The sequence below is a fragment of the Enterobacter cloacae complex sp. HYC042_NIDB genome, assembly GCF_056673315.1.
Genome location: NZ_CP109650.1, coordinates 4,455,921 through 4,481,912, shown reverse-complemented (window position 1 = coordinate 4,481,912; position 25,992 = coordinate 4,455,921). Strand labels below are relative to the sequence as shown.

The window sequence follows — 25,992 nt, the reverse complement described above, 5'->3', positions numbered from 1 at the left end:
CTCTGGAGACTAGCAATGGGTCAGAAAGTACATCCTAATGGTATTCGCCTGGGTATTGTAAAACCATGGAACTCTACCTGGTTTGCGAACACCAAAGAATTCGCTGACAACCTGGACAGCGATTTTAAAGTACGTCAGTACCTGACTAAGGAACTGGCTAAAGCGTCTGTATCTCGTATCGTTATCGAGCGTCCAGCGAAGAGCATCCGTGTGACTATTCACACTGCTCGTCCTGGCATCGTTATCGGTAAGAAAGGCGAAGACGTAGAAAAACTGCGCAAGGTCGTAGCGGATATCGCTGGCGTTCCTGCACAGATCAATATCGCTGAAGTTCGTAAGCCTGAACTGGACGCTAAATTGGTTGCTGACAGCATCACTTCTCAGCTGGAACGTCGTGTTATGTTCCGTCGTGCTATGAAGCGTGCTGTACAGAACGCAATGCGTCTGGGCGCTAAAGGTATCAAAGTTGAAGTTAGCGGCCGTCTGGGCGGCGCGGAAATCGCACGTACCGAATGGTACCGTGAAGGTCGCGTACCGCTGCACACTCTGCGTGCTGACATCGACTACAACACCTCTGAAGCGCACACCACTTACGGTGTAATCGGCGTTAAGGTATGGATCTTCAAAGGTGAGATCCTGGGTGGTATGGCTGCTGTTGAACAACCGGAAAAACCGGCTGCTCAACCTAAAAAGCAGCAGCGTAAAGGCCGTAAATAAGGAGCGTCGCTGATGTTACAACCAAAGCGTACAAAATTCCGTAAAGTGCACAAAGGCCGCAACCGTGGTCTGGCGCAGGGTACGGATGTTAGCTTCGGCACTTTCGGTCTGAAAGCTGTTGGCCGTGGTCGTCTGACTGCACGTCAGATCGAAGCAGCACGTCGTGCAATGACCCGTGCAGTTAAGCGTCAAGGTAAGATCTGGATCCGTGTATTCCCGGACAAACCGATCACCGAGAAGCCACTGGAAGTTCGTATGGGTAAAGGTAAAGGTAACGTGGAGTACTGGGTTGCCTTGATCCAACCGGGCAAAGTCCTTTATGAAATGGACGGTGTTCCGGAAGAGCTGGCCCGTGAAGCCTTCGGCCTGGCAGCAGCGAAACTGCCTATCAAAACCACCTTTGTAACTAAGACGGTGATGTAATGAAAGCAAAAGAGCTGCGTGAAAAAAGCGTTGAAGAGCTGAACGCTGAGCTGCTGAACCTGCTGCGTGAGCAGTTCAACCTGCGCATGCAGGCTGCAAGTGGCCAGCTGCAACAGACTCACCTGCTGAAGCAAGTGCGTCGCAATGTTGCACGCGTTAAGACTTTACTGACTCAGAAGGCGGGTGCGTAATGACCGATAAAATCCGTACTCTGCAAGGTCGTGTTGTTAGCGACAAAATGGAGAAATCCATTGTTGTAGCTATCGAACGTATTGTGAAACACCCGATCTACGGTAAATTCATCAAGCGTACGACCAAACTGCACGTACATGACGAGAACAACGAATGTGGTATCGGCGACAAGGTTGAAATCCGTGAATGCCGTCCACTGTCCAAGACTAAGTCCTGGACGCTGGTTCGCGTTGTAGAGAAAGCGGTTCTGTAATACAGTACGCCTTCTCAATACGAATAAACGGCTCAGCGATGAGCCGTTTATTTTTTCTACCCATATTGCAGAAGCGGTGTTATAATGCCGCGCCCTCGATATGGGGCTTTTTAACGGCTCTGATTTTAGAGTCTCAGGTAGTAGTTGACATTAGCGGAGCACTAAAATGATCCAAGAACAGACTATGCTGAACGTCGCCGACAACTCCGGTGCACGTCGCGTAATGTGTATCAAGGTTCTGGGTGGCTCGCACCGTCGCTACGCAGGCGTAGGCGACATCATCAAGATCACCATCAAGGAAGCAATTCCACGTGGTAAGGTCAAAAAAGGTGATGTGCTGAAGGCGGTAGTGGTGCGCACCAAGAAGGGTGTTCGTCGCCCTGACGGTTCTGTCATTCGCTTCGATGGTAATGCATGCGTTATTTTAAACAATAACAGCGAGCAGCCTATCGGCACGCGTATCTTTGGGCCGGTAACTCGTGAACTTCGTACTGAGAAGTTCATGAAAATTATCTCTCTGGCACCAGAAGTACTCTAAGGAGCGAATCATGGCAGCGAAAATCCGTCGTGATGACGAAGTTATCGTGTTAACCGGTAAAGATAAAGGTAAACGCGGTAAAGTAAAAAATGTTCTGTCTTCCGGCAAACTTGTCGTTGAAGGTATCAACCTGGTTAAGAAACATCAGAAGCCGGTTCCGGCCCTGAACCAACCAGGCGGCATCGTTGAAAAAGAAGCTGCTATTCAGGTTTCTAACGTTGCAATCTTCAATGCGGCTACCGGTAAGGCTGACCGTGTAGGCTTTAGATTCGAAGACGGCAAAAAAGTCCGTTTCTTCAAGTCTAACAGCGAAACTATCAAGTAATTTGGAGTAGTACGATGGCGAAACTGCATGATTACTACAAAGACGAAGTAGTTAAGAAACTCATGACCGAGTTTAACTACAATTCTGTCATGCAAGTCCCTCGGGTCGAGAAGATCACCCTGAACATGGGTGTTGGTGAAGCGATCGCTGACAAGAAACTGCTGGATAACGCAGCAGCTGACCTGACAGCAATCTCCGGTCAAAAACCGCTGATCACCAAAGCACGCAAATCTGTTGCAGGCTTCAAAATCCGTCAGGGCTATCCGATCGGCTGTAAAGTAACTCTGCGTGGCGAACGCATGTGGGAGTTCTTTGAGCGCCTGATCACTATTGCTGTTCCACGTATCCGTGACTTCCGTGGCCTGTCCGCGAAGTCTTTCGACGGTCGTGGTAACTACAGCATGGGTGTCCGTGAGCAGATCATCTTCCCAGAAATCGACTACGATAAAGTCGACCGCGTGCGTGGTTTGGATATTACCATTACCACTACTGCGAAATCTGACGAAGAAGGCCGTGCTCTGCTGGCTGCCTTTGACTTCCCGTTCCGCAAGTAAGGTAGGGTTACTGAATGGCTAAGCAATCAATGAAAGCACGCGAAGTAAAGCGCGTAGCTTTAGCTGATAAATTCTTCGCTAAACGCGCTGAACTGAAAGCGATCATTTCTGATGTGAACGCTTCCGACGAAGATCGTTGGAATGCGGTTCTCAAGCTGCAGTCTCTGCCGCGTGATTCCAGCCCGTCTCGTCAGCGTAACCGCTGTCGTCAAACAGGTCGTCCACATGGTTATGTGGGCAAGTTTGGGTTGAGCCGTATCAAACTGCGTGAAGCCGCCATGCGCGGTGAAGTGCCAGGCTTGAAAAAGGCTAGCTGGTAATTACCAATTGAATCACGGGAGTAAAGACAGATGAGCATGCAAGATCCGATCGCGGATATGCTGACCCGTATCCGTAACGGTCAGGCCGCGAACAAAGTTGCGGTCACCATGCCTTCCGCCAAGCTGAAAGTGGCAATTGCCAACGTGCTGAAGGAAGAAGGTTTTATCGAAGATTTTAAAGTTGAAGGCGACACCAAGCCGGAACTGGAACTTACTCTCAAGTATTTCCAGGGTAAAGCTGTTGTAGAAAGCATTCAGCGTGTCAGCCGCCCAGGTCTGCGCATCTATAAGAAAAAAGATGAGCTGCCAAAAGTTATGGCTGGCCTTGGTATCGCAGTTGTTTCTACCTCTAAAGGTGTTATGACTGATCGTGCAGCGCGCCAGGCTGGTCTTGGTGGCGAAATTATCTGCTACGTAGCCTAATCGGAGGAAAGAATGTCTCGTGTTGCTAAAGCACCGGTCGTTATTCCTGCCGGCGTTGATGTAAAAATCGACGGTCAGGTTATTACGATCAAAGGTAAAAACGGCGAGCTGACTCGTACCCTCAACAAAGCTGTTGAAGTTAAACATGCAGATAACGCTCTGACCTTCGGTCCACGTGATGGTTTCGTGGATGGATGGGCTCAGGCTGGTACCGCGCGTGCCCTGCTGAACTCAATGGTTGTTGGTGTTACCGAAGGCTTCACTAAAAAGCTTCAGCTGGTTGGTGTAGGTTATCGTGCAGCTATCAAAGGGAATGCAGTAGGCCTGTCTCTGGGCTTCTCACACCCTGTTGAGCATCCGCTGCCGGCCGGTATCACTGCAGAATGTCCGACTCAAACTGAAATCGTGCTGAAAGGCGCTGATAAACAGCTGATCGGTCAGGTTGCAGCAGATCTGCGCGCCTACCGTCGTCCTGAGCCTTACAAAGGCAAGGGTGTTCGTTACGCCGACGAAGTCGTGCGTACCAAAGAGGCTAAGAAGAAGTAAGGTAACACTATGGATAAGAAATCTGCTCGTATCCGTCGTGCGACCCGCGCACGCCGCAAGCTCAAAGAGCTGGGTGCAACTCGCCTGGTGGTACATCGTACCCCGCGTCATATTTACGCACAGGTAATTGCACCGAACGGTTCTGAAGTTCTGGTAGCTGCTTCTACTGTAGAAAAAGCTATCTCAGAACAATTGAAGTACACCGGTAACAAAGACGCCGCTGCAGCTGTAGGTAAAGCTGTTGCAGAACGCGCTCTGGAAAAAGGCATCAGCAATGTTTCCTTTGACCGTTCCGGGTTCCAATATCATGGTCGTGTCCAGGCACTGGCAGATGCTGCCCGTGAAGCTGGCCTTCAGTTCTAAGGTAGAGGTGTAAGATGGCTCACATCGAAAAACAGGCTGGCGAACTGCAGGAAAAGCTGATCGCGGTAAACCGCGTATCTAAAACCGTTAAAGGTGGTCGTATTTTCTCCTTCACAGCTCTGACTGTAGTAGGCGATGGTAACGGTCGCGTTGGTTTTGGTTACGGTAAAGCGCGTGAAGTTCCAGCAGCGATCCAGAAAGCGATGGAAAAAGCCCGTCGCAATATGATTAACGTCGCGCTGAACAACGGCACCCTGCAGCACCCAGTTAAAGGTGTTCACACGGGTTCTCGTGTATTCATGCAGCCAGCTTCAGAAGGTACCGGTATCATCGCCGGTGGTGCAATGCGCGCCGTTCTGGAAGTTGCTGGGGTTCATAACGTTCTGGCTAAAGCATATGGTTCCACCAACCCGATCAACGTGGTTCGTGCAACTATTGATGGCCTGGAAAATATGAATTCTCCAGAAATGGTCGCTGCCAAGCGTGGTAAATCCGTTGAAGAAATTCTGGGGTAATTGACCATGGCAAAGACTATTAAAATCACTCAAACCCGCAGTGCAATCGGTCGTCTGCCGAAACACAAGGCAACGCTGCTTGGCCTGGGTCTGCGTCGTATTGGTCATACCGTTGAGCGCGAGGATACTCCTGCTGTTCGTGGTATGGTCAACGCGGTTTACTTCATGGTTAAAGTTGAGGAGTAAGAGATGCGTTTAAATACTCTGTCTCCGGCCGAAGGCTCTAAAAAGGCGGGTAAACGCCTGGGTCGTGGTATCGGTTCTGGCCTCGGCAAAACCGGTGGTCGTGGTCACAAAGGTCAGAACTCTCGTTCTGGCGGTGGCGTACGTCGCGGTTTCGAGGGTGGCCAGATGCCACTGTACCGTCGTCTGCCGAAGTTCGGCTTCACCTCTCGCAAAGCAGCGATCACAGCGGAAATCCGTCTGTCTGACCTGGCGAAAGTTGAAGGCGGCGTTGTAGACCTGAACACGCTGAAAGCGGCTAACATTATCGGTATTCAGATCGAGTTCGCGAAAGTGATCCTGTCTGGTGAAGTTTCTACTCCGGTAACTGTTCGTGGCCTGCGTGTTACTAAAGGTGCTCGTGCTGCTATCGAAGCTGCTGGCGGTAAAATTGAGGAATAAGTAGCAGATGGCTAAGCAACCGGGATTAGATTTTCAAAGTGCCAAAGGTGGATTTGGCGAGCTGAAACGCAGACTGCTGTTTGTTATCGGCGCGCTGATTGTGTTCCGTATTGGCTCTTTTATTCCGATCCCTGGTATCGATGCCGCTGTACTTGCCAAACTGCTTGAGCAACAGCGAGGCACCATCATTGAAATGTTCAACATGTTCTCTGGTGGTGCTCTCAGCCGTGCTTCTATCTTTGCTCTGGGTATTATGCCGTACATTTCGGCATCGATTATTATCCAGCTGCTGACGGTCGTTCATCCGGCCCTGGCAGAGCTGAAGAAAGAAGGGGAGTCTGGACGTCGTAAGATTAGTCAGTACACCCGTTACGGTACTCTGGTGCTGGCAATATTCCAGTCGATCGGTATTGCTACCGGTCTGCCGAATATGCCTGGTATGCAGGGCCTGGTGTTAAACCCAGGCTTTGCATTCTATTTCACCGCTGTTGTTAGTCTGGTCACAGGGACGATGTTCCTGATGTGGCTCGGCGAACAGATTACTGAGCGTGGTATCGGTAACGGTATCTCAATCATTATCTTCGCCGGTATCGTTGCGGGACTCCCGCCGGCCATCGCCCATACTATCGAGCAAGCGCGTCAAGGCGACCTGCACTTCCTCCTGTTGCTGTTGGTTGCAGTATTAGTATTTGCAGTGACGTTCTTTGTTGTCTTCGTTGAACGTGGTCAACGCCGCATTGTGGTGAACTACGCTAAGCGTCAGCAGGGTCGTCGTGTCTATGCTGCACAGAGCACACATTTACCGCTGAAAGTGAATATGGCGGGGGTTATCCCGGCTATCTTCGCTTCCAGTATTATTCTGTTCCCGGCAACCATCGCGTCATGGTTCGGGGGCGGTACTGGTTGGAACTGGCTGACAACAATTTCGCTGTATTTGCAGCCTGGGCAACCACTTTATGTGTTACTCTATGCGTCTGCGATCATCTTCTTCTGTTTCTTCTACACGGCGTTGGTCTTCAACCCGCGTGAAACAGCAGATAACCTGAAGAAGTCCGGTGCATTTGTACCAGGAATTCGTCCGGGAGAGCAAACGGCGAAGTATATCGATAAAGTAATGACCCGCCTGACTTTGGTTGGTGCGCTTTATATTACTTTTATCTGCCTGATCCCGGAGTTCATGCGTGATGCAATGAAAGTACCGTTCTACTTCGGTGGGACCTCACTGCTTATCGTTGTTGTCGTGATTATGGACTTTATGGCTCAAGTGCAAACTCTGATGATGTCCAGTCAGTATGAGTCTGCATTGAAGAAGGCGAACCTGAAAGGCTACGGCCGCTAATTGGTCGCCTGAGAAGTTACGGAGAGTAAAAATGAAAGTTCGTGCTTCCGTCAAGAAATTATGCCGTAACTGCAAAATCGTTAAGCGTGATGGTGTCATCCGTGTGATTTGCAGTGCCGAGCCGAAGCATAAACAGCGCCAAGGCTGATTATTTCGCATATTTTTCTTGCAAAGTTGGGTTGAGCTGGCTAGATTAGCCAGCCAATCTTTTGTATGTCTGTACGTTTCCATTTGAGTATCCTGAAAACGGGCTTTTCAGCATGGTGCGTACATATTAAATAGTAGGAGTGCATAGTGGCCCGTATAGCAGGCATTAACATTCCTGATCAGAAACATGCTGTGATCGCATTAACTTCGATCTACGGCATCGGCAAGACCCGTTCTAAAGCCATCCTGGCTGCAGCGGGTATCGCTGAAGATGTTAAGATCAGTGAGCTGTCTGAAGGACAAATCGACACGCTGCGTGACGAAGTTGCCAAATTTGTCGTTGAAGGTGATCTGCGCCGTGAAATCAGCATGAGCATCAAGCGCCTGATGGATCTTGGTTGCTATCGCGGTTTGCGTCATCGTCGTGGTCTGCCAGTGCGCGGTCAGCGTACTAAGACCAACGCACGTACCCGTAAGGGTCCGCGCAAACCGATCAAGAAATAATCGGGGTGATTGAATAATGGCAAAGGCACCAGTTCGTGCACGTAAACGTGTAAGAAAACAAGTCTCTGACGGCGTGGCTCATATCCATGCTTCTTTCAACAACACCATCGTTACTATTACTGATCGTCAGGGTAACGCATTGGGTTGGGCAACAGCCGGTGGTTCCGGTTTCCGTGGTTCTCGCAAATCCACTCCGTTCGCAGCTCAGGTTGCAGCAGAGCGTTGCGCTGAAGCCGTAAAAGAATACGGCATCAAGAATCTGGAAGTTATGGTTAAAGGTCCGGGTCCGGGTCGTGAATCTACTGTTCGCGCTCTGAACGCCGCTGGTTTCCGCATCACGAATATTACTGATGTGACTCCGATCCCTCATAACGGTTGTCGTCCGCCGAAAAAACGTCGCGTATAACGCTCGTTTTTTAGGTTAGTTGGAGATAGAAAATGGCAAGATATTTGGGTCCTAAGCTCAAGCTGAGCCGTCGTGAGGGCACCGACTTATTCCTTAAGTCTGGCGTTCGCGCGATCGATACCAAGTGTAAAATTGAACAAGCTCCTGGCCAGCACGGTGCGCGTAAACCGCGTCTGTCTGACTATGGTGTGCAGTTGCGTGAAAAGCAAAAAGTTCGCCGTATGTACGGTGTGCTGGAGCGTCAGTTCCGTAACTACTATAAAGAAGCAGCACGTCTGAAAGGCAACACAGGTGAAAACCTGCTGGCTCTGCTGGAAGGTCGTCTGGACAACGTTGTATACCGTATGGGCTTCGGCGCTACTCGTGCTGAATCACGTCAGCTGGTTAGCCACAAAGCAATCATGGTAAACGGTCGTGTTGTTAACATCGCTTCTTATCAGGTTAAAGCGAATGACGTTGTTAGCATTCGTGAGAAAGCGAAAAAGCAATCTCGCGTGAAGGCCGCTCTGGAGCTGGCTGAGCAGCGTGAAAAGCCAACCTGGCTGGAAGTTGATGCTGGCAAGATGGAAGGTACGTTCAAGCGTCAGCCTGAGCGTTCTGATCTGTCTGCGGACATTAACGAACACCTGATCGTCGAGCTTTACTCCAAGTAAAGCTTAGTACCAAAGAGAGGACACAATGCAGGGTTCTGTGACAGAGTTTCTAAAACCGCGCCTGGTAGATATCGAGCAAGTGAGTTCGACGCACGCCAAGGTGACCCTTGAGCCTTTAGAGCGTGGCTTTGGCCATACTCTGGGTAACGCACTGCGCCGTATTCTGCTCTCATCGATGCCGGGTTGCGCGGTGACCGAGGTTGAGATTGATGGTGTACTTCATGAGTACAGCACCAAAGAAGGCGTTCAGGAAGATATCCTTGAAATCCTGCTCAACCTGAAAGGGCTGGCGGTGAGAGTTCAGGGTAAAGATGAAGTTATTCTTACTCTGAATAAATCTGGCATTGGCCCTGTGACTGCAGCCGACATCACCCACGACGGTGATGTTGAAATCCAAGCCGCAGCACGTGATCTGCCACCTGACCGATGAGAACGCAGCTATTAGCATGCGTATCAAAGTTCAGCGCGGTCGTGGTTATGTGCCGGCTTCTGCCCGAATTCATTCGGAAGAAGATGAGCGCCCAATCGGCCGTCTGCTGGTCGACGCATGCTACAGCCCTGTAGAGCGTATTGCCTACAATGTTGAAGCAGCGCGTGTAGAACAGCGTACCGACCTGGACAAGCTGGTCATCGAAATGGAAACCAACGGCACAATCGATCCTGAAGAGGCGATTCGTCGTGCGGCAACCATCCTGGCAGAACAACTGGAAGCTTTCGTTGACTTACGTGATGTACGTCAGCCAGAAGTGAAAGAAGAGAAACCAGAATTCGATCCGATCCTGCTGCGCCCTGTTGACGATCTCGAATTGACTGTCCGCTCTGCTAACTGCCTCAAGGCAGAAGCTATCCACTATATCGGTGATCTGGTACAGCGTACCGAGGTTGAGTTGCTGAAAACGCCGAACCTGGGTAAAAAATCTCTTACCGAGATTAAAGACGTGCTGGCTTCACGTGGTCTGTCTCTGGGCATGCGCCTGGAAAACTGGCCACCGGCAAGCATTGCTGACGAGTAACCGGATCACAGGTTAAGGTTTTACTGAGAAGGATAAGGTCATGCGCCATCGTAAGAGTGGTCGTCAACTGAACCGCAACAGCAGCCATCGCCAGGCTATGTTCCGCAACATGGCAGGTTCACTGGTTCGTCATGAAATCATCAAGACGACCCTGCCTAAAGCGAAAGAGCTGCGTCGCGTAGTTGAGCCGCTGATTACTCTTGCCAAGACTGACAGCGTTGCTAATCGTCGTCTGGCATTCGCCCGTACTCGTGATAACGAGATCGTGGCAAAACTGTTTAACGAACTGGGCCCGCGTTTCGCGAGCCGTGCCGGTGGTTACACTCGCATTCTGAAGTGTGGTTTCCGTGCAGGCGACAACGCGCCGATGGCTTACATCGAGCTGGTTGATCGTTCAGAGAAAGCAGAAGCTGCTGCAGAGTAATCTGCAGTAACGTAAAAAAACCCGCCTCGGCGGGTTTTTTTATATCCGCATTATCCCCACTTCTCTACAATACCTGTATCAATTTTGTTCATCCCCTGGAGTTGATGATGTGGTTGCTTGATCAGTGGGCAGAACGCCATATTCGCGATGCCCAAAATAAAGGCGATTTCGACAATCTTCCCGGGAGCGGCGAACCTCTTGAACTGGAAGATGATTCGCATATTGCGCCTGAACTCCGGGCTGGATACCGTTTGCTAAAAAATGCTGGCTGCCTCCCGCCCGAGCTTGAGCAGCGCAGAGAGGCTGTTGAACTTGTCGATCTGCTAAAAGGGATCCGTCAGGACGATCCTCGACATAAAGAACTTAGCCGCAGGCTTGCCCTGATCGAGCTCAAGCTGCGCCAGGCAGGAATGAGCACGGAATTCCTGCATGGGGAATACGGTGAAATATTGATGAAGAAGATAAACGAGGAGTAGCGATGTACCGTATCGGTGAACTTGCAAAGCTCGCGAACGTAACGCCGGACACTATCCGATATTACGAAAAGCAGCAAATGATCGATCATGAGGTACGCACGGAAGGCGGCTTTCGGCTTTATACCGATAACGATCTGCAACGTCTAAGATTCATACGCTACGCCCGACAGCTTGGCTTCACGCTTGATTCGATCCGCGAGTTATTATCGATCCGCATCGATCCTGAGCATCACACTTGTCAGGAATCCAAAAGCATCGTGCAAGCCCGGCTTGATGAAGTTGAAGCCCGTATTCTGGAACTGCAAACCATGCAGCGCTCTTTGCAAAGGTTGAATGATGCCTGCTGCGGAACGGCTCATAGCAGTATTTATTGTTCAATTCTGGAAGCCCTTGAACAGGGAGCCAGTGGAGAAACTCGGGGATGTTGATTTTTAATCTACTCGGGTCTAGACTTCCGTCGTCATAAACCATGCTCAGGAGAAATTATGAGCCGCTATCAGCACACGAAGGGACAAATTAAAGATAATGCCATCGAGGCTTTACTTCACGACCCGCTTTTTCGACAGCGCGTTGAAAAGAATAAAAAAGGGAAGGGGAGTTATCTGCGTAAAGACAAACATGCAAAACGGGGTAACTGGGAGGCCAGTGGCAAGCAAGCGAATCGCTTATTTACCACTGGCCTTCCTGTTTTTAACTGCTGATTAAACGCGGTTATTTTGCTCTTTTAACAGATCGCGAATTTCACTCAGTAACACTTCTTCTTTCGTTGGTGCAGGCGCTGCTGCTGGCTCTTCTTTTTTACGGTTGAGCCGGTTAATCAGCTTGATAGCCATAAAGATAGCAAACGCCACAATCACGAAATCAAATACGTTCTGGATAAACACGCCGTAGTGCATTACAACTGCCGGGATATCACCCTGGGCTTCACGCAGCGTGAACGCGAACTGTTTGAAATCAATGCCCCCGATTAGCAGCCCTAAAGGTGGCATGATGATGTCCGCTACTAATGATGAAACAATCTTGCCGAATGCCGCACCAATAATGACACCCACTGCCAAATCAACCACGTTCCCGCGCATCGCAAATTCGCGAAATTCTTTAATAAAACTCATTATGTTCTCCTTGTGCCAGCTGACGACTATAAGTTTAACAAATGATTAGCCAATTGCCATGCGGGATAATTAAACGTTATGAAAATAAAAGGCACAGAAATAAAGAGGGTAAAGTGCGGGGCTCTATTGAGAGCCCCGACGTATTAAAGGAAGAATGGACTAGGCTGGAATAAACGTTCGACGTCGGTAATAAATTTTTTATCGGTAAGGAACATAATTACGTGGTCACCTTGCTCAATACGCAAATTATCATTGGCGATCATAACGTCATTCCCGCGCACTACGGCGCCGATAATAGTGCCCGGCGGCAGCTTAATTTCGTCGATGGCGCGGCCCACAACGCGAGAGGTGGTTTCATCTCCATGAGCTACTGCTTCAATGGCTTCTGCCACCCCGCGACGCAGAGATGAAACGCCGACAATGTCCGCTTTACGTACATGGCTCAGCAGAGCGGAAATGGTCGCCTGCTGCGGTGAAATGGCAATATCAATAACGCTGCCCTGAACCAGGTCGACATACGCCTTGCGCTGGATAAGCACCATGACCTTCTTTGCTCCCATACGTTTGGCGAGCATGGCGGACATAATATTCGCTTCGTCATCGTTGGTGACGGCAATAAAGAGATCAACTTGATCAATATGCTCTTCAGCCAATAATTCCTGATCCGACGCGTCGCCATAAAATACGATCGTATTTTGCAGTTTTTCCGCCAGCTCAGAAGCACGCTGTTGATCGCGCTCGATCAATTTCACGCTGTAGTCTTTTTCCAGCCTTCGCGCCAGGCCCGCGCCGATATTGCCACCGCCGACCAGCATAATGCGTTTATAAGGCTTTTCGAGACGCTGCAACTCACTCATCACCGCACGAATATGCTGAGAGGCCGCAATGAAGAAGACCTCATCCCCCGCTTCGACAATCGTGGAGCCTTGAGGGCGAATAGGTCTGTCGTGGCGGAAAATGGCGGCGACGCGCGTATCGATATGCGGCATGTGCTCACGCATTGTTGAAAGCGCATTGCCGATCAACGGGCCGCCGTAATAGGCCTTAACGACGGCAAGACTGACCTTACCTTCGGCAAAGTTCACCACCTGCAGTGCGCCTGGATATTCGATCAGACGATAGATATTGTCGATAACCAGCTGTTCTGGCGCGATGAGATGGTCAATAGGAACCGCTTCTGAATTAAAGAGCTTCTCAGCATCGCGGACATAGTCCGGAGAACGGATGCGCGCGATTCGGTTAGGGGTGTTGAAAAGCGAGTAGGCTACCTGACAGGCCACCATATTGGTTTCGTCAGAACTGGTCACCGCAACGAGCATGTCTGCATCGTCGGCGCCGGCCTCGCGTAGCACGCGCGGGTGTGAACCATGGCCCTGCACAACGCGAAGGTCAAATTTGTCCTGTAAAACGCGCAGACGATCCCCGTTGGTATCAACGATTGTGATGTCGTTGTTTTCGCCAACCAGGTTTTCCGCCAGCGTTCCGCCCACTTGTCCTGCGCCCAGAATGATAATTTTCATATCTCGTGACCTGTTCTCAACATCACTCTTTGATTAGCTTAGCGTAAAAGAAGCCATCGCCTTCTTCCGCGCCCGGCAGGTTTTGCTGACCCGGGCATTCAGGCGTTCCCGTATCGCGCAGCGTTGCGTCCGGGGTACGTTTAAGGAAGGCCGTGATTTGCTGGCTGTTTTCTTCTGGCAATACGGAGCAGGTTGCATAAACCAGCGTGCCGCCGGGTTTAAGATGTGGCCAGATTGCGTCAAGTATGTCCGATTGCAGTTGGGCAAGTTCCTTGATATCGCGATCGCGGCGCAGCCACTTGATATCCGGATGGCGACGAATCACGCCTGTTGCAGAGCAGGGCGCATCCAGCAAAATGCGGTCAAACTGGGTTTCACCACACCATTCTGCGGGCTTGCGTCCGTCGCCCTGCTTAACCTGAGCCTTCATGCCCAGACGCTTGAGGTTGTCGTAGACGCGTGACAGGCGCTGCTCATCGACATCCACGGCCATTACGCTGGCCTGCGGAGCCACTTCAAGAATGTGCGTTGTTTTTCCGCCAGGCGCGGCGCAAAGATCGAGGATCTGTTCCCCGTTTGCTGGTTCAAGCCAGGTCATGCAACCCTGAGCCGAGGCATCCTGTACGGTCACCCAGCCTTCATCAAAACCAGGTAAAGCATGTACCGGTGCAGGGGAGGCTAAACGCACGGCATCCGGATAGGCTGCATGCGTGAATCCACTCATTCCGGTTTCTTCCAGTAATGCCAGCCATGCGTCACGGGTGTGGTGATTACGGTTGACGCGTAACCACATCGGTGGGCGTTGATTATTCGCTTCGGCAATGTTTTGCCATTGCTGCGGATACGCTTTTTTAAGGCGATTCAGCAGCCAGTCCGGGTGCAGAAAACGTGTTTCGCTTTGTGCAAATTCAGCCAGTAGCTCATCCTGCTGACGCTGGAACTGACGCAGTACGCCGTTGATCAGCCCTTTCAACTGAGGGCGTTTAATCGCAACGGCACCTTCCACCGTTTCAGCCAGCGCGGCGTGAGGTGGAATGCGGGTATGAAGAAGCTGATAAAACCCCACCATAATCAAATAATGTACGGTGCGCTGTTTGCCAGTCATTGGGCGCGACATCAGCTTATTAATGAGCCACTCAAGCTGAGAAAGGGTGCGCAGGACGCCAAAGCAGAGTTCCTGGAGCAGGGCTTTGTCTTTATCAGATACCTTTTGTTGCAGGGGAGGCAGGATGTTACTCAATGACTGGCCCTGCTCAATAACCTGCTCAACGGCTTTGGCCGCCATACTGCGTAGATTTTGTTTTTTCATAACTATAAAAATAAAAATGCCCGGAAACACCGGGCTTTAAGCATATATTGGATTAGGCAAGACGATTACCAGGTATAAACCATTCGCGACGGGAATTTAATAGATCCTGAGCGCTCATGGCTTTCTTACCGGCCGGTTGCAGCGATTCAAGATTCAGGATCCCTTCTGCTGTCGCAACCTGGATACCGTTCTTGCTGGCGTCGATAATCGTGCCGGGTTCAGCAGCCGTATTGCCATTAATGACTGACGCTTTCCAGACTTTCACTGGCTGCTCATCAATCTCCATCCAGCTCATCGGCCACGGATTAAAAGCGCGGATGCAGCGTTCAAGTTGAGCGGCAGACAAGGACCAGTCGAGCCGGGCTTCTTCTTTACTCAGTTTTTCAGCATACGTCACCAGCGCCTCATCCTGAACTTCCGGCTTCGCCGTATTATCAGCAAGCTGCTGCAGCGTCTCGATAAGCCCTTGCGGACCGAGGCCTGCCAGTTTGTCATACAGCGTAGCGCTGGTATCGTCTGCAGTAATAGGGCACGCCAGTTTATGCAGCATGTCGCCAGTGTCTAAACCTACGTCCATCTTCATGATTGTGACGCCGGTTTCAGCATCCCCCGCCCACAGGGAGCGCTGGATAGGTGCCGCACCACGCCAGCGCGGGAGCAAGGAGCCATGCACGTTGATACAACCCAGACGAGGCATATCAAGCACCGCTTTTGGCAGAATTAAACCGTAAGCCACCACGACCATTACGTCGGCGTTCAGGTCAGCAACCAGCTGCTGATTTTCCTGAGGGCGTAAGGATGCGGGCTGGAAAACAGGAAGCCCATGCTCTTCTGCCAGCACCTTTACCGGGCTCGGCATCAGTTTTTTACCGCGACCAGCCGGACGGTCCGGCTGGGTAAAGACGCCGACAACCTGGTGACCAGAAGATAACAGCGCGTCAAGATGACGCGCTGCAAAATCAGGGGTTCCCGCGAAGATAATACGTAGTGTTTTAGACACGATGATCCTTGTATCCGGGGGGACGTTATGCGCGAGAGCGCAAACGATCCAGTTTCTCTACTTTTTGACGAATACGCTGCTGTTTCAACGGCGAGAGGTAATCGATAAACAGCTTACCGACCAGGTGATCCATCTCATGCTGAATGCAAATTGCCAGCAGGTCATCTGCTTCCAGTTCGAACGGATTACCGTCACGATCCAAAGCGCGAATTTTCACTTTTTCGGCACGTGGCACCAAAGCGCGCTGTTCCGGAATAGAAAGACAACCTTCCTCAATGCCCGTTTCACCGCTCTTCTCAAGCAATTCAGGGTTGATCAGCACCAGACGCTCATCGCGATTTTCAGAAACGTCGATCACGATAATACGCTTGTGAATGTCTACCTGCGTCGCCGCCAGGCCAATGCCTTCTTCGGCGTACATGGTATCGAACATATCATCAACGATACGCTGGATTTCTGCATTCACTTCTTTAACCGGTTCAGCGACGATGCGAAGGCGCTCGTCCGGAATATGTAACACTTGCAAAACTGCCATAAATTTCCAGAGTCGTGTTCAGGAGTTGATAAGAATATTACTTCTATTCTAGACAAATCCCGGGTCGATTGACAGCATCAGTGACCAATCGCAATGATTGCGCAGGCCGCTTATGGCAGGGGGAAAGGATGACGTCTATCGAGATATGGCTACGGCTAGTACACACAGGTTCATTATGTGGCGATGGAATGCTGGAAGCGGCTGCACGGCTGCACAAGCAAAAAAATATCGATGCTTCCGCTGTCAGAGACGCCGGGCTGTCAGCAAAACAGGCTGAACGGTTCTTTGCTCCAGATGAGGGTGAGCTGGAGCGTAGTCTGGTGTGGCTTGAGCAGCCGGGAAATCATTTATTGACGGCAACCCATCCGCTTTATCCTCCTTTACTTCGAGCAATTCCTGATTATCCCGGTGCATTATTCGTAAAAGGTAACCCTGAAACGCTTAATGCTGCCCAGCTGGCGGTCGTGGGTAGCCGTGCGCCGTCATGGTATGGAGAACGATGGGGGAAAATTCTGTGCGAACAACTTTCGCAAAGTGGTTTCACAATCACCAGCGGACTGGCCTGCGGTATAGACGGTGTTGCTCACAACGCCGCGCTGTCTGTAAAAGGGCGTAGCGTGGCCGTACTGGGGAACGGCCTGTTTAGCATTTATCCCCGTCGGCATCAGGCGCTGGCTATGCGGCTTATCGAAGCTGACGGGGCGATAGTGTCTGAGTTCCCTCTTTCGGCGCAGCCCCGGCCGGCAAACTTTCCGCGTCGTAATCGAATCATCAGCGGGCTTAGCCAGGGTGTATTGGTCGTTGAAGCGGCAGTGCGAAGCGGCTCGCTGGTCACTGCACGATGCGCGCTCGATCAGGGGAGGGAGGTTTTCGCCTTACCCGGCCCGATTGGTAACCCGGGGTGTGAAGGACCACACTGGCTGATAAAGCAGGGTGCGACGCCGGTAACAGAAGCGCGGGACATTCTTGAAAATTTGCAATATGGCTTGCAATGTCTGCAGGAAGATCCCGAAAAGCGACATTATTCATCAGATCAGGGAAAGGTGGCATTGCCATTTCCCAAGCTCCTGGCTAACGTAGGAGATGAGGTAACACCTGTTGACGTTGTCGCTGAACGTGCCGGCCAACCTGTGCCAGTAACGGTAGCACAGCTACTCGAACTGGAGTTAGCAGGGTGGATCGCAGCTGTACCCGGCGGCTATGTCCGATTAAGGAGGGCATGCCATGTTCGACGTACTGATGTATTTGTTTGAGACTTACATCCATAACGAAGCAGAAATGCGAGTGGATCAGGACAAATTGACACAGGATCTTACCGATGCGGGGTTTGAGCGGGAAGATATCTATAATGCGTTGATGTGGCTGGAAAAACTGGCTGATTATCAGGAAGGCCTCGCCGAACCGATGCAGCTTGCTTCTGACCCTTTGTCAGTACGCATTTATACCGCAGAAGAGTGTGAAAGGCTGGACGCCAGCTGCCGGGGATTCATCTTATTCCTTGAGCAGATTCAGGTGCTGAACCTCGAAACGAGAGAAATGGTGATAGAGCGTGTCATGGCGCTGGATACGGCAGAATTTGAACTGGAAGATCTGAAATGGGTGATTCTGATGGTTCTGTTTAATATCCCGGGCTGTGAAAATGCCTATCAGCAAATGGAAGAATTACTCTTTGAAGTGAATGAAGGTATGCTGCATTAATTCTATATGTAGCACCAAGAGTTGTTATGGCCAAATCAGCACTATTCACGGTGCATAAAAATGAGCCCTGCCCGCAGTGCGGGGCTGAACTTGTTATTCGGTCCGGGAAACACGGCCCGTTTCTCGGTTGTTCACACTATCCGGAATGTGATTATGTCCGTCCTCTGAAAAGCCAGGCGGATGGACATATCGTTAAAATTCTGGAAGGACAGCTATGTCCTCTTTGTGGTGGTGAACTAGCGCTACGTCAGGGCCGTTTCGGCATGTTTATTGGCTGTAGCCGTTATCCGGAATGTGAGCATACGGAACAAATTGATAAGCCTGATGAAACGGCGATTGCGTGTCCTCAGTGTCAGCGCGGTCAGCTGGTACAGCGCCGTTCCCGCTATGGTAAGACCTTCCATTCCTGCGATCGCTACCCTGAATGCCAGTTCGTTATCAATTTCAAACCGGTAGCGGGCGTCTGCCCTCATTGCAACTATCCGCTACTTATCGAGAAGAAAACGGCGCAAGGTATGAAACGCTTCTGCGCCAGCAAACAATGTGGAAAGCCGGTTACGGCGGATCAAAATAGTGAATAATAACCTGCCATCAGGCTCCATTGCGCATGCTGTGGACGTTCTGAAAAATGAAAAAGTCATCGCCTATCCAACTGAAGCTGTTTTTGGGGTCGGTTGCGATCCTGACAGCGAGACGGCTGTGAGCCGCCTGCTTGCCTTAAAACAAAGACCCGTAGAGAAAGGGTTGATTTTGATAGCTGCGAATTACGAGCAGCTTAAGCCCTACATTGATGACTCTATGCTGACACCGGCGCAGCGCGAGACTATTTTCTCCGCATGGCCCGGACCGGTGACCTTTGTTTTCCCGGCGCAGCCGACAACACCGCGCTGGCTGACCGGACGCTTTGATTCCCTCGCCGTTCGCGTCACCGATCATCCTCTGGTGGTTGAGCTTTGCCTGGCATTTGGTAAACCGCTGGTCTCAACCAGCGCCAACCTGACCGGATTGCCACCTTGTCGTACAACCGAAGAAGTGTTGGCACAGTTCGGAAATGACTTCCCGGTTGCTGTTGGAGAGACGGGAGGACGCCTGAATCCGTCTGAAATTCGCGACGCTTTGACCGGCGAACGTTTTCGCCAGGAGTAATCTCATGGAAACCTATGCTGTTTTTGGTAATCCGATTGCACACAGCAAGTCACCGCTGATCCATCAGCAATTTGCGGAGCAGCTGCAGATAAATCATCCCTATGGCCGCGTACTGGCACCGGTAGATGCATTTATTCCAACGCTTGAGGCTTTTTTCGCCGCAGGTGGCAAAGGTGCGAATGTGACGGTTCCTTTTAAAGAGGAAGCTTTCGAACGTGCTGATGAACTGACCGAGCGCGCTTCTCTTGCTGGTGCAGTAAATACCCTAAAACGGCTTGAGGACGGACGTCTTCTGGGCGACAACACTGATGGAATAGGTTTGCTGAGCGATCTGGAACGACTGTCGTTTATTAAACCTGGGTTCCGGGTCCTGCTGATTGGTGCGGGTGGCGCATCGCGGGGAGTACTGTTACCTCTGCTTTCCATGGACTGTGCGGTGACCATTACCAACCGAACTTTTTCCCGAGCAGAAGCGCTGGCGGCGTTGTTTGCGCATACCGGCAGCGTAAGTGCGGTAGCGCTTGACGATCTTGCCGAACGTGAGTTCGATCTTGTCATTAATGCCACATCCAGCGGCATCAGTGGCGAGATCCCGGCGATCCCCGCTTCGCTGGTCAGCGCGCACATGTACTTCTATGACATGTTTTATCAGAAAGGGAATACGCCCTTCCTGAACTGGTGCGAACAACACGGTGCGAAACAGTTAGCCGATGGGCTGGGAATGCTGGTGGGGCAGGCTGCGCATGCGGTACTGCTCTGGCACGGGGTGTTGCCTGCAGTCGAGCCGGTCATTGAAAAGCTAAAGCAGGAGCTTTCGGCGTGAATCAGGCTATTCATTTCCCGGACAGAGAGAGCTGGGATGAGCATAAGCAGGCGGTCTGTTTTCCGGTGCTGGTGCAGGGGATGCAGCTTACCTGTGCCATCCATGGAGAAGCGCTGTTACATCGTTTTGGCGGCACAGACCCGATAGCCGTTTTTTGCGAAAATCGCTGGGATCTGGAAGAGGAAGCCAGCGATTTAATCCGCGAGCAGCAGGAAGACGATCAGGGTTGGGTTTGGTTATCCTGATCCAAATAGTCATTCTTCCATTTTACGTAGTTGTTCGCCGAGTATTTTAATCCTTCGATCTCTGCCTCCTTCAGGGGGCGGATCTGTTTTACCGGGCTTCCCAGATAGAGATAACCACTTTCCAGACGTTTGTTCTGCGGAACCAGGCTACCGGCCCCAATCATTACGTCTTCTTCTACTATCACGCCATCCAGCAAAATCGATCCCATGCCAACAAGCACCCGATTACCGATAGTGCAGCCGTGAAGCATCACTTTATGTCCGACGGTAACATCTTCTCCAATGATGAGGGGATTGCCCTCCGGGTTATAAGAGGATTTGTGCGTAACATGCAGAACGCTACCGTCCTGAATATTGGTACGGGCACCGATCGACACATAATTTACATCTCCCCTGATGGCGACGAGCGGCCAGATACTGACGTCATCGGCCATTCGGACATCACCAATGACTACGCTGGTGGCATCGATCATCACGCGATCGCCTTTTTGGGGGAACAGATCTTTATAAGGGCGTAACACTGCAGACATAACTACCTCTAAGGATGAGCGCTATACGGAAGACTTGATCATATTATTGGATCGAGGCAAGGCAAAATGCGTCAATATTTAAGCAGAACGGGCGGGATTTCAGCGAAAAGCGCGGAAAATCAGCAGTCGAAAAAAAAGATCTAAAAAACACTTGTGCTAAAAAATGGGATCCCTATAATGCGCCTCCATCGACACGGCGGATGTGAATCACTTCACAGTTAACCCGGTCGGTTGAAGAGAAAAAATCCTGAAATAACGGGTTGACTCTGAAAGAGGAAAGCGTAATATACGCCACCTCGCAACGGTGAGCGAAAGCCGCGTTGCACTGCTCTTTAACAATTTATCAGACAATCTGTGTGGGCACTCAAAGTGACATGGATTCTTAACGTCGCAAGACGAAAAATGAATACCAAGTCTCTGAGTGAACATACGTAATTCATTACGAAGTTTAATTCACGAGCATCAAACTTAAATTGAAGAGTTTGATCATGGCTCAGATTGAACGCTGGCGGCAGGCCTAACACATGCAAGTCGAACGGTAGCACAGAGAGCTTGCTCTCGGGTGACGAGTGGCGGACGGGTGAGTAATGTCTGGGAAACTGCCTGATGGAGGGGGATAACTACTGGAAACGGTAGCTAATACCGCATAATGTCGCAAGACCAAAGAGGGGGACCTTCGGGCCTCTTGCCATCAGATGTGCCCAGATGGGATTAGCTAGTAGGTGGGGTAACGGCTCACCTAGGCGACGATCCCTAGCTGGTCTGAGAGGATGACCAGCCACACTGGAACTGAGACACGGTCCAGACTCCTACGGGAGGCAGCAGTGGGGAATATTGCACAATGGGCGCAAGCCTGATGCAGCCATGCCGCGTGTATGAAGAAGGCCTTCGGGTTGTAAAGTACTTTCAGCGGGGAGGAAGGCGATAAGGTTAATAACCTTGTCGATTGACGTTACCCGCAGAAGAAGCACCGGCTAACTCCGTGCCAGCAGCCGCGGTAATACGGAGGGTGCAAGCGTTAATCGGAATTACTGGGCGTAAAGCGCACGCAGGCGGTCTGTCAAGTCGGATGTGAAATCCCCGGGCTCAACCTGGGAACTGCATTCGAAACTGGCAGGCTAGAGTCTTGTAGAGGGGGGTAGAATTCCAGGTGTAGCGGTGAAATGCGTAGAGATCTGGAGGAATACCGGTGGCGAAGGCGGCCCCCTGGACAAAGACTGACGCTCAGGTGCGAAAGCGTGGGGAGCAAACAGGATTAGATACCCTGGTAGTCCACGCCGTAAACGATGTCGACTTGGAGGTTGTGCCCTTGAGGCGTGGCTTCCGGAGCTAACGCGTTAAGTCGACCGCCTGGGGAGTACGGCCGCAAGGTTAAAACTCAAATGAATTGACGGGGGCCCGCACAAGCGGTGGAGCATGTGGTTTAATTCGATGCAACGCGAAGAACCTTACCTACTCTTGACATCCAGAGAACTTAGCAGAGATGCTTTGGTGCCTTCGGGAACTCTGAGACAGGTGCTGCATGGCTGTCGTCAGCTCGTGTTGTGAAATGTTGGGTTAAGTCCCGCAACGAGCGCAACCCTTATCCTTTGTTGCCAGCGGTTAGGCCGGGAACTCAAAGGAGACTGCCAGTGATAAACTGGAGGAAGGTGGGGATGACGTCAAGTCATCATGGCCCTTACGAGTAGGGCTACACACGTGCTACAATGGCGCATACAAAGAGAAGCGACCTCGCGAGAGCAAGCGGACCTCATAAAGTGCGTCGTAGTCCGGATTGGAGTCTGCAACTCGACTCCATGAAGTCGGAATCGCTAGTAATCGTGGATCAGAATGCCACGGTGAATACGTTCCCGGGCCTTGTACACACCGCCCGTCACACCATGGGAGTGGGTTGCAAAAGAAGTAGGTAGCTTAACCTTCGGGAGGGCGCTTACCACTTTGTGATTCATGACTGGGGTGAAGTCGTAACAAGGTAACCGTAGGGGAACCTGCGGTTGGATCACCTCCTTACCTTAAAGAACCTGCCTTTGTAGTGCTCACACAGATTGTCTGATGAAAAGTAAAAAGCAAGGCGTCTTGCGATTGAGACTTCAGTGTCCCCTTCGTCTAGAGGCCCAGGACACCGCCCTTTCACGGCGGTAACAGGGGTTCGAATCCCCTAGGGGACGCCACTTGCTGGTTCGTGAGTGAAAGTCACCTGCCGTCATATCTCAAAACTGACTTGCGAGTCATGTTTGAGATATTTGCTCTTTAAAAATCTGGATCAAGCTGAAAATTGAAACGACACATCTTTAAGGTGTGTTCGAGTCTCTCAAATTTTCGCAAGTCGATGGTGAATCGAAAGAAACATCTTCGGGTTGTGAGGTTAAGCGACTAAGCGTACACGGTGGATGCCCTGGCAGTCAGAGGCGATGAAGGACGTGCTAATCTGCGAAAAGCGACGGCGAGGTGATATGAACCTTTGACCCGTCGATGTCCGAATGGGGAAACCCAGTGTGATCCGTCACACTATCGTTAACTGAATACATAGGTTAACGAGGCGAACCGGGGGAACTGAAACATCTAAGTACCCCGAGGAAAAGAAATCAACCGAGATTCCCCCAGTAGCGGCGAGCGAACGGGGAGCAGCCCGGAGTCTGAATCAGCTTGTGTGTTAGTGGAAGCGTCTGGAAAGTCGCACGGTACAGGGTGACAGTCCCGTACACGAAAATGCACAGGTTGTGAACTCGAAGAGTAGGGCGGGACACGTGGTATCCTGTCTGAATATGGGGGGACCATCCTCCAAGGCTAAATACTCCTGACTGACCGATAGTGAACCAGTACCGTGAGGGAAAGGCGAAAAGAACCCCGGCGAGGGGAGTGAAAAAGAACCTGAAACCGTGTACGTACAAGCAGTGGGAGCACCTTCGTGGTGTGACTGCGTACCTTTTGTATAATGGGTCAGCGACTTATATTCTGTAGCAAGGTTAACCGTATAGGGGAGCCGCAGGGAAACCGAGTCTTAACTGGGCGTTAAGTTGCAGGGTATAGACCCGAAACCCGGTGATCTAGCCATGGGCAGGTTGAAGGTTGGGTAACACTAACTGGAGGACCGAACCGACTAATGTTGAAAAATTAGCGGATGACCTGTGGCTGGGGGTGAAAGGCCAATCAAACCGGGAGATAGCTGGTTCTCCCCGAAAGCTATTTAGGTAGCGCCTCGTGAACTCATCTTCGGGGGTAGAGCACTGTTTCGGCTAGGGGGCCATCCCGGCTTACCAACCCGATGCAAACTACGAATACCGAAGAATGTTATCACGGGAGACACACGGCGGGTGCTAACGTCCGTCGTGAAGAGGGAAACAACCCAGACCGCCAGCTAAGGTCCCAAAGTCATGGTTAAGTGGGAAACGATGTGGGAAGGCACAGACAGCCAGGATGTTGGCTTAGAAGCAGCCATCATTTAAAGAAAGCGTAATAGCTCACTGGTCGAGTCGGCCTGCGCGGAAGATGTAACGGGGCTAAACCATGCACCGAAGCTGCGGCAGCGACACTATGTGTTGTTGGGTAGGGGAGCGTTCTGTAAGCCGTTGAAGGTGTGCTGTGAGGCATGCTGGAGGTATCAGAAGTGCGAATGCTGACATAAGTAACGATAAAGCGGGTGAAAAGCCCGCTCGCCGGAAGACCAAGGGTTCCTGTCCAACGTTAATCGGGGCAGGGTGAGTCGACCCCTAAGGCGAGGCCGAAAGGCGTAGTCGATGGGAAACAGGTTAATATTCCTGTACTTGGTGTTACTGCGAAGGGGGGACGGAGAAGGCTATGTCAGCCGGGCGACGGTTGTCCCGGTTTAAGCGTGTAGGTGTGTGTTCCAGGCAAATCCGGTTCACTTTAACACTGAGGCGTGATGACGAGGCACTACGGTGCTGAAGTGATAAATGCCCTGCTTCCAGGAAAAGCCTCTAAGCATCAGGTAACACGAAATCGTACCCCAAACCGACACAGGTGGTCAGGTAGAGAATACCAAGGCGCTTGAGAGAACTCGGGTGAAGGAACTAGGCAAAATGGTGCCGTAACTTCGGGAGAAGGCACGCTGATATGTAGGTGAAGTCCCTGCGGACGGAGCTGAAATCAGTCGAAGATACCAGCTGGCTGCAACTGTTTATTAAAAACACAGCACTGTGCAAACACGAAAGTGGACGTATACGGTGTGACGCCTGCCCGGTGCCGGAAGGTTAATTGATGGGGTTAGCGGCAACGCGAAGCTCTTGATCGAAGCCCCGGTAAACGGCGGCCGTAACTATAACGGTCCTAAGGTAGCGAAATTCCTTGTCGGGTAAGTTCCGACCTGCACGAATGGCGTAATGATGGCCAGGCTGTCTCCACCCGAGACTCAGTGAAATTGAACTCGCTGTGAAGATGCAGTGTACCCGCGGCAAGACGGAAAGACCCCGTGAACCTTTACTATAGCTTGACACTGAACACTGGTCCTTGATGTGTAGGATAGGTGGGAGGCTTTGAAGCGTGGACGCCAGTCTGCGTGGAGCCGTCCTTGAAATACCACCCTTTAATGGCTGGTGTTCTAACGTGGACCCGTAATCCGGGTTGCGGACAGTGTCTGGTGGGTAGTTTGACTGGGGCGGTCTCCTCCCAAAGAGTAACGGAGGAGCACGAAGGTTAGCTAATCCTGGTCGGACATCAGGAGGTTAGTGCAATGGCATAAGCTAGCTTGACTGCGAGAGTGACGGCTCGAGCAGGTGCGAAAGCAGGTCATAGTGATCCGGTGGTTCTGAATGGAAGGGCCATCGCTCAACGGATAAAAGGTACTCCGGGGATAACAGGCTGATACCGCCCAAGAGTTCATATCGACGGCGGTGTTTGGCACCTCGATGTCGGCTCATCACATCCTGGGGCTGAAGTAGGTCCCAAGGGTATGGCTGTTCGCCATTTAAAGTGGTACGCGAGCTGGGTTTAGAACGTCGTGAGACAGTTCGGTCCCTATCTGCCGTGGGCGCTGGAGAATTGAGGGGGGCTGCTCCTAGTACGAGAGGACCGGAGTGGACGCATCACTGGTGTTCGGGTTGTCATGCCAATGGCACTGCCCGGTAGCTAAATGCGGAAGAGATAAGTGCTGAAAGCATCTAAGCACGAAACTTGCCCCGAGATGAGTTCTCCCTGAGACTTTAAGTCTCCTGAAGGAACGTTGAAGACGACGACGTTGATAGGCCGGGTGTGTAAGCGCAGCGATGCGTTGAGCTAACCGGTACTAATGAACCGTGAGGCTTAACCTTACAACGCCGAAGCTGTTTTGGCGGTGAGAGAGACAATCAACTTTCAGCCTGA

The 25,992-nt window shown here is 51.3% G+C and carries 35 protein-coding genes, 1 tRNA gene, 2 rRNA genes and 1 pseudogene; 33 read left to right on the top strand and 6 right to left on the bottom strand.

Going from position 1 to position 25,992, the window contains the following annotated elements:
- The first annotated feature begins 15 nt into the window (after positions 1-15).
- From rpsC to OKF39_RS21370, 24 genes and pseudogenes are all read left to right on the top strand, one after another.
- Entirely contained in the window at positions 16-717 is a 702-nt protein-coding gene (gene rpsC, locus OKF39_RS21485; RefSeq protein WP_000529945.1) for a 30S ribosomal protein S3, read from the top strand.
- A 12-nt stretch (positions 718-729) separates the two neighbouring features.
- Positions 730-1,140, top strand: coding sequence for a 50S ribosomal protein L16 (gene rplP / locus OKF39_RS21480; protein WP_002919759.1), 411 nt, complete (start codon positions 730-732; stop codon positions 1,138-1,140).
- Positions 1,140-1,331, top strand: a complete 192-nt coding sequence (rpmC, locus tag OKF39_RS21475) for a 50S ribosomal protein L29 (RefSeq protein ID WP_003863282.1) — start codon at positions 1,140-1,142, stop codon at positions 1,329-1,331. Before rplP ends, rpmC begins: the two co-directional genes overlap by 1 nt.
- Complete coding sequence (gene rpsQ / locus OKF39_RS21470; RefSeq protein ID WP_008503489.1) at positions 1,331-1,585, top strand: 30S ribosomal protein S17; 255 nt, start codon at positions 1,331-1,333, stop codon at positions 1,583-1,585. Before rpmC ends, rpsQ begins: the two co-directional genes overlap by 1 nt.
- Before the next feature lie 166 nt (positions 1,586-1,751).
- A complete protein-coding gene (gene rplN, locus OKF39_RS21465) occupies positions 1,752-2,123 on the top strand; it encodes a 50S ribosomal protein L14 (protein ID WP_002919748.1) in 372 nt (123 codons plus the stop codon).
- 10 nt (positions 2,124-2,133) lie between these two features.
- Positions 2,134-2,448, top strand: coding sequence for a 50S ribosomal protein L24 (rplX, locus tag OKF39_RS21460; RefSeq protein ID WP_003863287.1), 315 nt, complete (start codon positions 2,134-2,136; stop codon positions 2,446-2,448).
- Positions 2,449-2,462: 14 nt separating this feature from the next.
- On the top strand, positions 2,463-3,002 hold the full coding sequence (gene rplE, locus OKF39_RS21455; protein ID WP_001096202.1) for a 50S ribosomal protein L5: 540 nt from the start codon (positions 2,463-2,465) through the stop codon (positions 3,000-3,002).
- Positions 3,003-3,016: 14 nt separating this feature from the next.
- The gene (rpsN, locus tag OKF39_RS21450; RefSeq protein WP_003863291.1) at positions 3,017-3,322 is read left to right on the top strand and encodes a 30S ribosomal protein S14; all 306 of its coding nucleotides are present in this window, start codon (positions 3,017-3,019) and stop codon (positions 3,320-3,322) included.
- Positions 3,323-3,352: 30 nt separating this feature from the next.
- On the top strand, positions 3,353-3,745 hold the full coding sequence (gene rpsH / locus OKF39_RS21445) for a 30S ribosomal protein S8 (protein ID WP_006178918.1): 393 nt from the start codon (positions 3,353-3,355) through the stop codon (positions 3,743-3,745).
- Between the two features lie 12 nt (positions 3,746-3,757).
- Positions 3,758-4,291 (top strand): 50S ribosomal protein L6, encoded by a 534-nt coding sequence (gene rplF / locus OKF39_RS21440; protein ID WP_003863296.1) that lies wholly within the window; start codon positions 3,758-3,760, stop codon positions 4,289-4,291.
- A 9-nt stretch (positions 4,292-4,300) separates the two neighbouring features.
- The gene (gene rplR / locus OKF39_RS21435; protein WP_003863297.1) at positions 4,301-4,654 is read left to right on the top strand and encodes a 50S ribosomal protein L18; all 354 of its coding nucleotides are present in this window, start codon (positions 4,301-4,303) and stop codon (positions 4,652-4,654) included.
- Between the two features lie 14 nt (positions 4,655-4,668).
- Positions 4,669-5,169 (top strand): 30S ribosomal protein S5, encoded by a 501-nt coding sequence (gene rpsE / locus OKF39_RS21430; protein WP_003863299.1) that lies wholly within the window; start codon positions 4,669-4,671, stop codon positions 5,167-5,169.
- Between the two features lie 6 nt (positions 5,170-5,175).
- Positions 5,176-5,355: a 50S ribosomal protein L30 gene (gene rpmD / locus OKF39_RS21425; protein WP_003863301.1), complete on the top strand. Its 180-nt coding sequence runs from the start codon at positions 5,176-5,178 to the stop codon at positions 5,353-5,355.
- 3 nt (positions 5,356-5,358) lie between these two features.
- Positions 5,359-5,793: a 50S ribosomal protein L15 gene (rplO, locus tag OKF39_RS21420; RefSeq protein ID WP_014885468.1), complete on the top strand. Its 435-nt coding sequence runs from the start codon at positions 5,359-5,361 to the stop codon at positions 5,791-5,793.
- A gap of 7 nt (positions 5,794-5,800) precedes the next feature.
- Positions 5,801-7,132, top strand: coding sequence for a preprotein translocase subunit SecY (secY, locus tag OKF39_RS21415; protein WP_003863305.1), 1,332 nt, complete (start codon positions 5,801-5,803; stop codon positions 7,130-7,132).
- A 31-nt stretch (positions 7,133-7,163) separates the two neighbouring features.
- A complete protein-coding gene (gene rpmJ / locus OKF39_RS21410; RefSeq protein WP_000868187.1) occupies positions 7,164-7,280 on the top strand; it encodes a 50S ribosomal protein L36 in 117 nt (38 codons plus the stop codon).
- Positions 7,281-7,426: 146 nt separating this feature from the next.
- The gene (gene rpsM, locus OKF39_RS21405) at positions 7,427-7,783 is read left to right on the top strand and encodes a 30S ribosomal protein S13 (protein ID WP_013099021.1); all 357 of its coding nucleotides are present in this window, start codon (positions 7,427-7,429) and stop codon (positions 7,781-7,783) included.
- Positions 7,784-7,799: 16 nt separating this feature from the next.
- Positions 7,800-8,189 (top strand): 30S ribosomal protein S11, encoded by a 390-nt coding sequence (gene rpsK / locus OKF39_RS21400; RefSeq protein WP_003863312.1) that lies wholly within the window; start codon positions 7,800-7,802, stop codon positions 8,187-8,189.
- Between the two features lie 32 nt (positions 8,190-8,221).
- Positions 8,222-8,842, top strand: coding sequence for a 30S ribosomal protein S4 (rpsD, locus tag OKF39_RS21395; protein ID WP_004868345.1), 621 nt, complete (start codon positions 8,222-8,224; stop codon positions 8,840-8,842).
- A 25-nt stretch (positions 8,843-8,867) separates the two neighbouring features.
- A pseudogene (locus tag OKF39_RS21390) lies at positions 8,868-9,855 on the top strand (DNA-directed RNA polymerase subunit alpha).
- Positions 9,856-9,895: 40 nt separating this feature from the next.
- On the top strand, positions 9,896-10,279 hold the full coding sequence (gene rplQ / locus OKF39_RS21385; protein ID WP_001216368.1) for a 50S ribosomal protein L17: 384 nt from the start codon (positions 9,896-9,898) through the stop codon (positions 10,277-10,279).
- A 107-nt stretch (positions 10,280-10,386) separates the two neighbouring features.
- The gene (locus OKF39_RS21380) at positions 10,387-10,755 is read left to right on the top strand and encodes a DnaJ family domain-containing protein (RefSeq protein WP_045630324.1); all 369 of its coding nucleotides are present in this window, start codon (positions 10,387-10,389) and stop codon (positions 10,753-10,755) included.
- 2 nt (positions 10,756-10,757) lie between these two features.
- Positions 10,758-11,183, top strand: coding sequence for a Zn(2+)-responsive transcriptional regulator (zntR, locus tag OKF39_RS21375; protein WP_028014633.1), 426 nt, complete (start codon positions 10,758-10,760; stop codon positions 11,181-11,183).
- Positions 11,184-11,240: 57 nt separating this feature from the next.
- Positions 11,241-11,456 carry an alternative ribosome-rescue factor A gene (locus OKF39_RS21370; protein WP_045630326.1) on the top strand — a complete coding sequence of 72 codons (216 nt, stop codon included), beginning with the start codon at positions 11,241-11,243 and terminating at the stop codon, positions 11,454-11,456.
- Here OKF39_RS21370 and mscL read toward each other — a convergent pair whose 3' ends face one another.
- The 5 genes from mscL to def form a co-directional block, all read right to left on the bottom strand.
- Complete coding sequence (gene mscL / locus OKF39_RS21365; protein ID WP_028014631.1) at positions 11,457-11,867, bottom strand: large-conductance mechanosensitive channel protein MscL; 411 nt, start codon at positions 11,865-11,867, stop codon at positions 11,457-11,459.
- A gap of 143 nt (positions 11,868-12,010) precedes the next feature.
- A complete protein-coding gene (gene trkA / locus OKF39_RS21360) occupies positions 12,011-13,387 on the bottom strand; it encodes a Trk system potassium transporter TrkA (RefSeq protein WP_014885463.1) in 1,377 nt (458 codons plus the stop codon).
- A gap of 22 nt (positions 13,388-13,409) precedes the next feature.
- A complete protein-coding gene (rsmB, locus tag OKF39_RS21355) occupies positions 13,410-14,696 on the bottom strand; it encodes a 16S rRNA (cytosine(967)-C(5))-methyltransferase RsmB (RefSeq protein WP_479983338.1) in 1,287 nt (428 codons plus the stop codon).
- Positions 14,697-14,748: 52 nt separating this feature from the next.
- Complete coding sequence (gene fmt, locus OKF39_RS21350) at positions 14,749-15,696, bottom strand: methionyl-tRNA formyltransferase (protein WP_047363717.1); 948 nt, start codon at positions 15,694-15,696, stop codon at positions 14,749-14,751.
- Between the two features lie 25 nt (positions 15,697-15,721).
- Positions 15,722-16,231 carry a peptide deformylase gene (gene def / locus OKF39_RS21345; RefSeq protein WP_006812188.1) on the bottom strand — a complete coding sequence of 170 codons (510 nt, stop codon included), beginning with the start codon at positions 16,229-16,231 and terminating at the stop codon, positions 15,722-15,724.
- A 128-nt stretch (positions 16,232-16,359) separates the two neighbouring features.
- On the opposite strand from def, the gene dprA reads away from it, so the two are divergent.
- The 6 genes from dprA to OKF39_RS21315 are packed head-to-tail and all read left to right on the top strand — an operon-like array spanning position 16,360 to position 20,143.
- Positions 16,360-17,484, top strand: coding sequence for a DNA-protecting protein DprA (gene dprA, locus OKF39_RS21340; protein ID WP_479983337.1), 1,125 nt, complete (start codon positions 16,360-16,362; stop codon positions 17,482-17,484).
- On the top strand, positions 17,456-17,929 hold the full coding sequence (gene smg / locus OKF39_RS21335) for a DUF494 family protein Smg (RefSeq protein ID WP_008503477.1): 474 nt from the start codon (positions 17,456-17,458) through the stop codon (positions 17,927-17,929). The genes dprA and smg overlap by 29 nt, the downstream gene beginning before the upstream one ends.
- Positions 17,930-17,955: 26 nt before the next feature.
- Entirely contained in the window at positions 17,956-18,510 is a 555-nt protein-coding gene (locus OKF39_RS21330) for a DNA topoisomerase family protein (protein ID WP_028014627.1), read from the top strand.
- Positions 18,503-19,075, top strand: coding sequence for an L-threonylcarbamoyladenylate synthase type 1 TsaC (tsaC, locus tag OKF39_RS21325; RefSeq protein ID WP_479983336.1), 573 nt, complete (start codon positions 18,503-18,505; stop codon positions 19,073-19,075). The genes OKF39_RS21330 and tsaC overlap by 8 nt, the downstream gene beginning before the upstream one ends.
- 4 nt (positions 19,076-19,079) lie before the next feature.
- Complete coding sequence (aroE, locus tag OKF39_RS21320) at positions 19,080-19,898, top strand: shikimate dehydrogenase (RefSeq protein ID WP_479983335.1); 819 nt, start codon at positions 19,080-19,082, stop codon at positions 19,896-19,898.
- Positions 19,895-20,143, top strand: coding sequence for a DUF1488 family protein (locus OKF39_RS21315; RefSeq protein WP_028014624.1), 249 nt, complete (start codon positions 19,895-19,897; stop codon positions 20,141-20,143). Before aroE ends, OKF39_RS21315 begins: the two co-directional genes overlap by 4 nt.
- Here OKF39_RS21315 and OKF39_RS21310 read toward each other — a convergent pair.
- Positions 20,119-20,673 carry a gamma carbonic anhydrase family protein gene (locus OKF39_RS21310; protein ID WP_028014623.1) on the bottom strand — a complete coding sequence of 185 codons (555 nt, stop codon included), beginning with the start codon at positions 20,671-20,673 and terminating at the stop codon, positions 20,119-20,121. The two genes, OKF39_RS21315 and OKF39_RS21310, sit on opposite strands and share 25 nt — an antisense overlap.
- A gap of 470 nt (positions 20,674-21,143) precedes the next feature.
- Between OKF39_RS21310 and OKF39_RS21305 the strand changes: the two genes are divergently transcribed.
- The 3 genes from OKF39_RS21305 (at position 21,144) to OKF39_RS21295 (ending at position 25,940) form a co-directional block, all read left to right on the top strand.
- Positions 21,144-22,683: ribosomal RNA gene (locus OKF39_RS21305) — 16S ribosomal RNA — on the top strand.
- Positions 22,684-22,768: 85 nt separating this feature from the next.
- Positions 22,769-22,844: transfer RNA gene (locus tag OKF39_RS21300), tRNA-Glu, on the top strand.
- Between the two features lie 192 nt (positions 22,845-23,036).
- Positions 23,037-25,940: ribosomal RNA gene (locus OKF39_RS21295) — 23S ribosomal RNA — on the top strand.
- Together the 16S and 23S rRNA genes with 1 tRNA gene alongside form the textbook arrangement of a ribosomal RNA operon.
- Positions 25,941-25,992 lie beyond the last annotated feature (52 nt).

Coding starts and splice junctions, on each gene's coding strand:
- rpsN (WP_003863291.1), top strand. CDS start 3,017: ATGGCTAAGCAATCAATGAAAGCACGCGAAGTAAAGCGCGTAGCTTTA.
- OKF39_RS21310 (WP_028014623.1), bottom strand. CDS start 20,673: ATGTCTGCAGTGTTACGCCCTTATAAAGATCTGTTCCCCCAAAAAGGC.
- rpsE (WP_003863299.1), top strand. CDS start 4,669: ATGGCTCACATCGAAAAACAGGCTGGCGAACTGCAGGAAAAGCTGATC.
- OKF39_RS21380 (WP_045630324.1), top strand. CDS start 10,387: ATGTGGTTGCTTGATCAGTGGGCAGAACGCCATATTCGCGATGCCCAA.
- OKF39_RS21330 (WP_028014627.1), top strand. CDS start 17,956: ATGGCCAAATCAGCACTATTCACGGTGCATAAAAATGAGCCCTGCCCG.
- rpsD (WP_004868345.1), top strand. CDS start 8,222: ATGGCAAGATATTTGGGTCCTAAGCTCAAGCTGAGCCGTCGTGAGGGC.
- def (WP_006812188.1), bottom strand. CDS start 16,231: ATGGCAGTTTTGCAAGTGTTACATATTCCGGACGAGCGCCTTCGCATC.
- rpsC (WP_000529945.1), top strand. CDS start 16: ATGGGTCAGAAAGTACATCCTAATGGTATTCGCCTGGGTATTGTAAAA.
- rpsQ (WP_008503489.1), top strand. CDS start 1,331: ATGACCGATAAAATCCGTACTCTGCAAGGTCGTGTTGTTAGCGACAAA.
- rpmD (WP_003863301.1), top strand. CDS start 5,176: ATGGCAAAGACTATTAAAATCACTCAAACCCGCAGTGCAATCGGTCGT.
- OKF39_RS21370 (WP_045630326.1), top strand. CDS start 11,241: ATGAGCCGCTATCAGCACACGAAGGGACAAATTAAAGATAATGCCATC.
- smg (WP_008503477.1), top strand. CDS start 17,456: ATGTTCGACGTACTGATGTATTTGTTTGAGACTTACATCCATAACGAA.
- trkA (WP_014885463.1), bottom strand. CDS start 13,387: ATGAAAATTATCATTCTGGGCGCAGGACAAGTGGGCGGAACGCTGGCG.
- rpmJ (WP_000868187.1), top strand. CDS start 7,164: ATGAAAGTTCGTGCTTCCGTCAAGAAATTATGCCGTAACTGCAAAATC.
- rpsH (WP_006178918.1), top strand. CDS start 3,353: ATGAGCATGCAAGATCCGATCGCGGATATGCTGACCCGTATCCGTAAC.
- rplQ (WP_001216368.1), top strand. CDS start 9,896: ATGCGCCATCGTAAGAGTGGTCGTCAACTGAACCGCAACAGCAGCCAT.
- mscL (WP_028014631.1), bottom strand. CDS start 11,867: ATGAGTTTTATTAAAGAATTTCGCGAATTTGCGATGCGCGGGAACGTG.
- aroE (WP_479983335.1), top strand. CDS start 19,080: ATGGAAACCTATGCTGTTTTTGGTAATCCGATTGCACACAGCAAGTCA.
- rplR (WP_003863297.1), top strand. CDS start 4,301: ATGGATAAGAAATCTGCTCGTATCCGTCGTGCGACCCGCGCACGCCGC.
- dprA (WP_479983337.1), top strand. CDS start 16,360: ATGACGTCTATCGAGATATGGCTACGGCTAGTACACACAGGTTCATTA.
- zntR (WP_028014633.1), top strand. CDS start 10,758: ATGTACCGTATCGGTGAACTTGCAAAGCTCGCGAACGTAACGCCGGAC.
- rplO (WP_014885468.1), top strand. CDS start 5,359: ATGCGTTTAAATACTCTGTCTCCGGCCGAAGGCTCTAAAAAGGCGGGT.
- rplN (WP_002919748.1), top strand. CDS start 1,752: ATGATCCAAGAACAGACTATGCTGAACGTCGCCGACAACTCCGGTGCA.
- rsmB (WP_479983338.1), bottom strand. CDS start 14,696: ATGAAAAAACAAAATCTACGCAGTATGGCGGCCAAAGCCGTTGAGCAG.
- rplP (WP_002919759.1), top strand. CDS start 730: ATGTTACAACCAAAGCGTACAAAATTCCGTAAAGTGCACAAAGGCCGC.
- rplX (WP_003863287.1), top strand. CDS start 2,134: ATGGCAGCGAAAATCCGTCGTGATGACGAAGTTATCGTGTTAACCGGT.
- rplF (WP_003863296.1), top strand. CDS start 3,758: ATGTCTCGTGTTGCTAAAGCACCGGTCGTTATTCCTGCCGGCGTTGAT.
- rplE (WP_001096202.1), top strand. CDS start 2,463: ATGGCGAAACTGCATGATTACTACAAAGACGAAGTAGTTAAGAAACTC.
- secY (WP_003863305.1), top strand. CDS start 5,801: ATGGCTAAGCAACCGGGATTAGATTTTCAAAGTGCCAAAGGTGGATTT.
- rpmC (WP_003863282.1), top strand. CDS start 1,140: ATGAAAGCAAAAGAGCTGCGTGAAAAAAGCGTTGAAGAGCTGAACGCT.
- rpsK (WP_003863312.1), top strand. CDS start 7,800: ATGGCAAAGGCACCAGTTCGTGCACGTAAACGTGTAAGAAAACAAGTC.